This window comes from Sharpea porci (assembly GCF_009695655.1).
In the GTDB taxonomy this organism is placed as follows: domain Bacteria; phylum Bacillota_I; class Bacilli_A; order Erysipelotrichales; family Coprobacillaceae; genus Sharpea; species Sharpea porci.
Genome location: NZ_VUNM01000070.1, coordinates 1 through 1,290 on the forward strand (window position 1 = coordinate 1; position 1,290 = coordinate 1,290).

Here is a 1,290-nt window from a genome sequence, read left to right on the forward strand (position 1 = left end):
TACACATCTAAGTGCAGAAGAACCATGCTTAACCATACGGCCGTTTTTATCTGATTCCCCAGACTGTATTCGGGAACAGTCCAGCCCCGCGAAAGCCAGTATCTGGTCAGGATTCCTGAATCCAGTTACCCCGTTTAGCTCGGCGTAGATTGCAGCGGCAGATAGTTCTGATACGCCCTTGATGGTGTGGATGTGTGAATTGAATTGTCTGTAGTACTGAATGATTTTATTTTCCAGGTCTGATATTCTGGAATCTAATTCCTTATAAATGCCTAGTAGAATCTGAAGCTCGTAGACATATATTTCGTCTGCAGTGCCTACGGTTGACTTGGCTGCATCCCTGATCTTTAGAAACTTGTCATAGGATATGGTCTTTCTCAGCTTGGATTTCATTTTGTTGTATGATTCAACATTCATTCTGGAAATCCTGTCCGGAGAAGAATAGTTCTCTAAGATATACATGCAGGTGCTTGATTTCAAGGAATTATCAAACAATGGCTTGAATTCAGGGAATATGATGTCCAGAACGTTGGTAATCCTTATAAGCGTCTGAGAGCGTTCCTTTACCAGAGATTCCCTTAATCTAGTAAGTGATTTTAAGGCTGATGTATGATAAGATGTATGCGTAATAGGCTTGTAGTCTACAGTCATTAAAAAAGAGGAAATTAATGCAGCATCAATCTTGTCGGTTTTGGTTTTCCTGAGGGTCGTAGCTTGCGAGAACCTCTTGATGAGTAAGGGATTGAATTCCATGAATGAATAATCATTGGAATTCAGAAACTGCTTGATATTGCTTCCGTAATGACCTGTAGCCTCAAGTCCTATTTTTATTTCCTGAGAATGATCCAGCCCGTTCAACGCATCCAGCAGTATGTTGAATCCGTCCTGATTGTTCCTGAAGGAAAAAGAATGCCTGATGACCACTCCATTATGATCCTGGATGAAGCAGTCGTGTTTAAACTTGGCAATGTCTATGCCAACGAAATACGTCATGAAGATGACCTCCTTAAAATGATTTAGCACTGCTTGGTAAGCCCACGAGTTTCTTCTTTGTGTAATCACGCAATTCATCAAACTTTCATACATCGGGTATGTGTTAATTTACTAATCACCATTTAAAAAAAGAACTGTGGCAGGATTCACCTCGAAACAGTACAAATATTGTCCGTAAAAATATAGATACAAATCCACAGTGCTTATAAATGATATCATCAATGGCCGTAGATGATATCATTCTTAATTCGGCTAGAAAGGAAAAATACTCAATTCTAACCTTAAATTGAGTATACG

Annotated in this window: 1 protein-coding gene; it reads right to left on the bottom strand. The window is 39.5% G+C overall.

The annotated features are described in order from the left end of the window. Positions 1-993: IS110 family RNA-guided transposase (locus tag FYJ79_RS12365; RefSeq protein WP_195837097.1), on the bottom strand; the 993-nt coding region annotated here is incomplete at its 3' end. Between the last annotated feature and the right edge of the window lie 297 nt (positions 994-1,290).